At 38.3% G+C, this 5,935-nt stretch carries 4 protein-coding genes and 1 pseudogene; 1 reads left to right on the top strand and 4 read right to left on the bottom strand.

Going from position 1 to position 5,935, the window contains the following annotated elements; all coding sequences use genetic code 11:
• The 3 genes from nrfD to VIM94_RS09025 form a co-directional block, all read right to left on the bottom strand.
• Positions 1-471, bottom strand: a 471-nt coding sequence (gene nrfD / locus VIM94_RS09035) for an NrfD/PsrC family molybdoenzyme membrane anchor subunit (RefSeq protein ID WP_332038969.1), incomplete at its 3' end; no start/stop codon positions are given.
• A 12-nt stretch (positions 472-483) separates the two neighbouring features.
• The gene (locus VIM94_RS09030) at positions 484-1,005 is read right to left on the bottom strand and encodes a 4Fe-4S dicluster domain-containing protein (RefSeq protein ID WP_332038970.1); all 522 of its coding nucleotides are present in this window, start codon (positions 1,003-1,005) and stop codon (positions 484-486) included.
• A gap of 8 nt (positions 1,006-1,013) precedes the next feature.
• A complete protein-coding gene (locus VIM94_RS09025; RefSeq protein ID WP_332038968.1) occupies positions 1,014-3,167 on the bottom strand; it encodes a molybdopterin-containing oxidoreductase family protein in 2,154 nt (717 codons plus the stop codon).
• A gap of 264 nt (positions 3,168-3,431) precedes the next feature.
• On the opposite strand from VIM94_RS09025, the gene VIM94_RS09020 reads away from it, so the two are divergent.
• The gene (locus tag VIM94_RS09020; RefSeq protein ID WP_332038967.1) at positions 3,432-5,333 is read left to right on the top strand and encodes a hypothetical protein; all 1,902 of its coding nucleotides are present in this window, start codon (positions 3,432-3,434) and stop codon (positions 5,331-5,333) included.
• Here the strand turns inward: VIM94_RS09020 and VIM94_RS09015 are convergent.
• Positions 5,320-5,935 (bottom strand): annotated as a pseudogene (locus tag VIM94_RS09015) (cyclic pyranopterin phosphate synthase MoaA); the annotation flags it as partial. The gene VIM94_RS09020 and the pseudogene VIM94_RS09015 sit on opposite strands and share 14 nt — an antisense overlap.

The following is a 5,935-nucleotide window of genomic DNA, read 5'->3' as shown; positions in this document are numbered from 1 at the left end:
AGCAATATTCATTCTGTTCTTAATAATCCATTTTTCAAGTTGGTTCAAGAATTTGAACCGTTCAAAAAGCTTTAGTTTCGATTCTATGTTTGTATAGGCTTCCCGGTAATAACTGAACGTCCATAGAAATGAAAGCGGTGTTACAACCAATAATACCCAGGCTCCCCAGGACATAGGAGATTCTATTCTGAAAGTCGTGTACAACTGCCAGGAAAAAAGCGGGTGGGTTAAATCATAAATTAAAGCTACCAATCCCAACGATAATGCTATTGGAGGAATAATGGAAGCCTTTTTAACCGCCCCGGAATACTCATGATCCTTCTTTAAAATATAAAAAAGAGCTGCAAAAAATAGGATTCCCGCTGCTAATCCTCCCAAAAATAAATAGAGAGCAATTGGCCAGTGCCATACTTCCAAGGAAGGATCAATATTTGGGATGTTTCGACCACTGGTAAATAATTCTTCTTGCATAATGATACGACTTTAGATTAAGTAAAATACATGAGGATTAGTTCCTGCCTCAGGCGCTAATGTTTTGTACTTCCTGCTTTTTAATAACTCTGAAACCTCACTGTTTGGATTGTCCAGATCTCCAAAGTACATGCACTTGGTAGGGCAAACAGATACGCAAGCAGGAAGTTGTCCTTTTTCTAACCTGTGATGGCAGAAAGTGCACTTGTCAACATGGCCATCTGGATGTTGATAGCGTGCATCATAAGGACAGGAAGCTATACAAGCACCACACCCAATACATTCATCTGGAGTTACCAGTATTATTCCCCCTTCAGCAATATGACTTGCTCCGGTAGGGCAGCATCTCACACAAGGTGCTGTGTCACAGTGATTGCATCTCTCTGATCTCAATTCTAATTCTAAATTGGGATATTTTCCGGTTACTACCTCTGTTATCCAGTCCTTGCAATACCCATGTGGGACATTATTCTCTGTTTGACAAGCCACCACACAATCACTACATCCAACACATTTGCGAGTGTCTATTACCATTGCATATCTCATATCTCTATATTTTTATGTGGATTTTCGGTTAAGATTGAAACAAAATTACCTCTGAGTCCCGTTCCACCCATTAATGGGTCTATTGCTGTTTTTGAAATTAATTCGGTATCACTGGCACCTTTACCAAAGGCTCTTGATAGTTTTTTGTTATTGTGGCCAAAACCGTGATACATATAAACAGAATCCCATCTTATTCTTTCAGTGATTCTCACTTTGATAGGGAATTTGGACACAATATTATCTTGATTTTTCAACCAGACTTCCTGAGATTTTTTCAATCCCAGAATTCTAGCCACTTTAGGGTTTATCCAAAGTGTATTTTCATTTTTAAGATCACTTAAGTTGGGGTTGTTAATAGTTCTACTAAAGGTGTGTACAGGCGATCTACCATAGTTTAGTCGGTAATACCCTTTTGGAGGTTCCGGATGTTTTGTATAAACAGGCATTGGATCAAATCCTTTGTTCGCCAATTCTTGTGAATAGAATTCAACTTTCCCGCTAGGAGTCCAGAATTCATGATCCTTACCTTCTTCCAGGAATAAGGGTCCGGAAGTTCTTTCAAAGTTCTTGACACCAATTTTTTTCATTTCATCTAAGGAGGTCCCCAGCTTATTTAATTGCCATTTAATTACTTCCTCAAAATCATCATATTTGAAATACTCACCTAATCCAAGACGTTCTCCAATTTGTTTACTTATCCACCAGGCAGGTTTAGAATTATACTTTGGTTTTACAGCAGGAATCCTTACAGCAATTGAGGGGGTCCTGTTTGCAGCAGATCTGATCCCGTCATAGCGTTCTAAATATGTACACTCCGGAAGAACCACATCGGCATATCCTGTAATTTCCATAGGCATGGTATCTATTGCCACCATGAAGTCCAGAGCATTTATAGCTTCAATCGTTTTTTCTTGCTGGGGCAGGGCTTGTGTCAAATTAGTTCCTGCCACCATCCAGGCCTTAATTGGATACTTAGTTTTTTCGCTCTCTATGGTTGCTTTTATAAATTCAGTTGTAATCCCCATTTGAGCAAATGGATAATTTTCTCCAATTTCTTTCCAACCCCATTTTGGTTCCGGATATTCAGGATGTGGATATTTTGGAACTTTAATACTTTCCTTAAAATAAAATCCACCTCTGTTCCCCCAGGATCCCAGTAAACCATTCAAGATTGCCACTGCGCGTGCTCTTTGGGAATCATCTCCATACCAGGTTACATGTCTTCCGGGGTGGATAATTGCCGATGGAGCAGCTGCTGCCATAATGCGGGCAGTCTTTCTAATTACAGTAGGTTCTATGGTTGTAATGCCATATGCCCATTCAGGAGTATATTTCTTTACATGTGCTTTTAATTGATCAAAGCCTAGCGAATATTTTTCAACATATTTTTTGTTGTATATTCCTTCTTCAATTAAAACATGCATCCATGATAATAGTAATGCGATGTCTGTTCCTGGTTTGATAGCTAACCAGTGTTCAGATTTACTGGCTGCAGTTGAGAGTCGTGGATCTACTGTAATAATTCTAGCTCCATTGTCAATGGCATCTGACATTTCCTGAACCGGAGAATTGTGCATATTTTCTCCTAAATGAGAGCCAATGAGCACCAAACATTTAGTGTCTCGAATATCTGCCGGCTCGGGGGATCCAACCCACGACCCAAAGGTCAAACCAAAGCCTGTTTCCCTGGGACCTCTACATTGTGCATAGGCAGGTTCCGCAATTGTATCTGAACCATAGGCTTTGAATAAATGTTCTAAATGCTTTCCAGGAGATCCATGTTTAAGTAAAGCAAAAGATTCAGGCCCATACTTTTCTTTTATACTTTTGAATTTTGAGGCAATTAAATCCAGAGCCTCGTCCCAACTAGCTTCTCTAAAGGTTTCTTCACCATCAATAGTTGTTCTTATCAAAGGTACTTTAAGTCGGTCTTCATCAGAATACATTCCAACACCACCTGTTCCTCTGGGACAGAGTCTTCCGTTACAATGCGTGTCATCTTCATTACCAAAAATTTTGGTAATCTCACCTTGTTCATCTGTATAAACCCATCCGGCACATTTCCAAAAGCATACTTCACAATATGTAGCAGTTCTTGTGAATTTTTTGGTAATATTTTCTTTAACTGCTGCATCTAAAAAGGGGTTCATACCCAATAGACTTGACGAAGCCGCCAACCCTCCTAAACCCAAAGCAGAAATTTTTATGAATTTTCTTCTTGAAGTAGCCATAATTCTAAATTATTATTCAAGAGTAAACTTATTCCCAAACGGGGGTATCCAGTATGATAGAAATCATATTATTAACACTCTATATGTGACTATAGTCACATATAGAGTGTTAAAATTAAGATGCTAAATTTTTTAATTAATTAACATTTTAAAAAATTGTAATTTTGAGAAACGGCTTATTTGATGAAACGGAAATACTTTCAAATTGCACTCTTTTCGGCACTTATTATACTGATCAGCTTTTTTTTATATTTAAGAAATCACCAGACTTTTGATTCTTATATAAATCCAGAAAGTTCTTACACGAAGATCGAAGTTCAGAACATTGAATCTTGTCTTCAGTGTCATCAAAATACCACTGGTTATTCGGAATATCATAACCCTGAGCTAATAGGTTGTTCAAGTTGTCATTTAGGAAATACTGCTGCTTTAGACAAAACTTTAGCTCATGAAGGCATGATTTTAATCCCCGGTAATCTTTCTGATGCAACAGAGACCTGCGGAAAATGCCATTCGGAAGAATTAAAAAAAGTCAATAATTCTCTCATGACGACCAATAGCGGGCTCGTTGCTGTGGATAAATTTATTTTTGGGGAAGCAGATAGTCCAAATTATCATTATCATATAAAGGATATAGAATATTCTCCGGCAGACAAGCACATACGGGATCTGTGTGCAAATTGCCACCTGGGTGCAGAAAAACCTGAATATGGTGAAATAAATCAATTGAGTAGAGGAGGAGGTTGTATCGCCTGTCATTTAAATTATTCTGATCAGGCTAAATCTGACCTTGATATGTACCTCGCCTCTGGCAAAAAGGAATTACCCAAATTTCATCCTTCAACAGACATATTTGTAAATAACACTCATTGTTTTGGTTGTCATAGTCGTTCCAGTAGGATCTCCACAAATTATATAGGCCTGCAAGAAACATTATTGGATGAAATAGACATTCACAATAATAATACTTACTCGGTTTTAGAAGATAAACGAGTGTACAAACATTTGGAGGCAGATGTGCATCATACAAAAGGACTTTTATGTATTGATTGTCATTCCTCACATGAAGTAATGGGTACCGGTGAAAAATTCCTGCATCAGGAAGATGCTGTTTCCCTACAATGCAGCGACTGTCATTATAAAGAGCAGCCCAACACTATTCCTTATGATTCCTTAGACAGGGAAAGTCTTTTAGTGTACCTGCATCGGGATTATGAACATTCTGATAAGGAATTAATAGCAGTTAAAAAAGACGGTCATCCTTTAGTGAACACCTTTGTAGATTCCACAGGGAATGCCTTTTTAATAGGTAAGAAAGACGGCAGTTTACATCCTTTAAAGCCTCAACCAGAGGTATGCTCAAGAACCGCTCATCAAAATGTGAGCTGTAGTGCCTGTCATTCATCCTGGGCATCTCGTTGTATTGGATGTCATAATCAATTTGATGAAGGAAAACCAGGAGCTTTCGATCTTCTTGATAAAAAATATGTCACAGGCCAATGGGAGGAATATGTTGCTGAATTTTCATCTTCTCAACCTGCATTGGGTGTTAGAGAACATGATGGTGAAGAGCTGATTGAACCTGCTATCCCCGGTATGATCATGACTATTGACAAAGGTAGTTATAAAGGCGAGCCGGGTGAAGATATCTCGTTTCACAGGCTTTATGCGCCTAATTCTCCTCATACCACCACAAAGGAGGTGAGAGATTGTAAATCCTGTCATGCAAATTCTGCTACCCTGGGCTATGGAATGGGTACACTGAATTATATCATCAAAAATAACAAAGGACTATGGGAATTTACTCCGGAATATGCTTTGAACAGCTACGATAACTTACCGGAAGATGCATGGATCCCTTTTTTAAAGAATGTACACGATAGTGTTGTTACCTCTACCCGGACTAATTTCAGGCCTTTTAATGTAAAAGAACAGAACCGGATGCTTTTAGTTGGGGCTTGCCTTCAATGTCATAAAGATAATTCTGAGGTTATGAAACGGACATTAAAGCTTGGGTTAGATCCCATTCTTCAAGAAGTGACTGAAGAATGTATTCTACCCGAGGAATCCACTAACCACCAATAGTAGTCATAGATCTGTTTTTAGTATGCAGTCCGGTTTCTTGCAGTTTGTCTAAATTATCCATGCCTCCCCTTATTTTCAATTTATTTAGAACGGCTTTTTGAATTACCGGCTCAATTGAGTTTCCTTCTCTAAGGGTGGTCAATAGATCAGATTCGGTTGATGAGAACAAACAATTTTTTAATTGGCCGTTCGCTGTTAGCCTTAGTCTGTTACAGGAGTCACAAAAAGGATTGGAAACCGAACTTATAACAGCAAAGCTACCCTTGTAAGCTTTGATCTTATAATTTTTGGCTGTGTCATTTGGTGCGTCCTTTAATCGCTCAATATTGTCCTTCTTATAGGAAGCATTTACATAGGTCATTATTTCTTTGTATGAGACCATTTTGCTCATATCCCACTTGTTTCCATCAAAAGGCATAAACTCTATAAAGCGGACCGAAATCGGCAGATCCTTAGTTAAATGAATAAAATCAATGATCTCATCGTCATTAACCCCTCGAATTAAAACAGCATTAAGCTTCACATTAAAACCTTCTTTTACCAGAAGTAACAGGTTATTATAAACAGTGTCAAAATGATCTCTAAGGGTGATCTTTTTATAC

The sequence above is a fragment of the Salegentibacter sp. genome (assembly GCF_036568425.1).
Classification (GTDB): domain Bacteria; phylum Bacteroidota; class Bacteroidia; order Flavobacteriales; family Flavobacteriaceae; genus Salegentibacter.
This window is presented reverse-complemented; position numbering and strand designations above follow the sequence as displayed.

Excerpts from the sequence above, each read along its gene's own strand:
- VIM94_RS09020 (WP_332038967.1), top strand. The coding sequence starts at position 3,432 with ATGAAACGGAAATACTTTCAAATTGCACTCTTTTCGGCACTTATTATA.
- VIM94_RS09025 (WP_332038968.1), bottom strand. The coding sequence starts at position 3,167 with ATGAACCCCTTTTTAGATGCAGCAGTTAAAGAAAATATTACCAAAAAA.
- VIM94_RS09030 (WP_332038970.1), bottom strand. The coding sequence starts at position 1,005 with ATGGTAATAGACACTCGCAAATGTGTTGGATGTAGTGATTGTGTGGTG.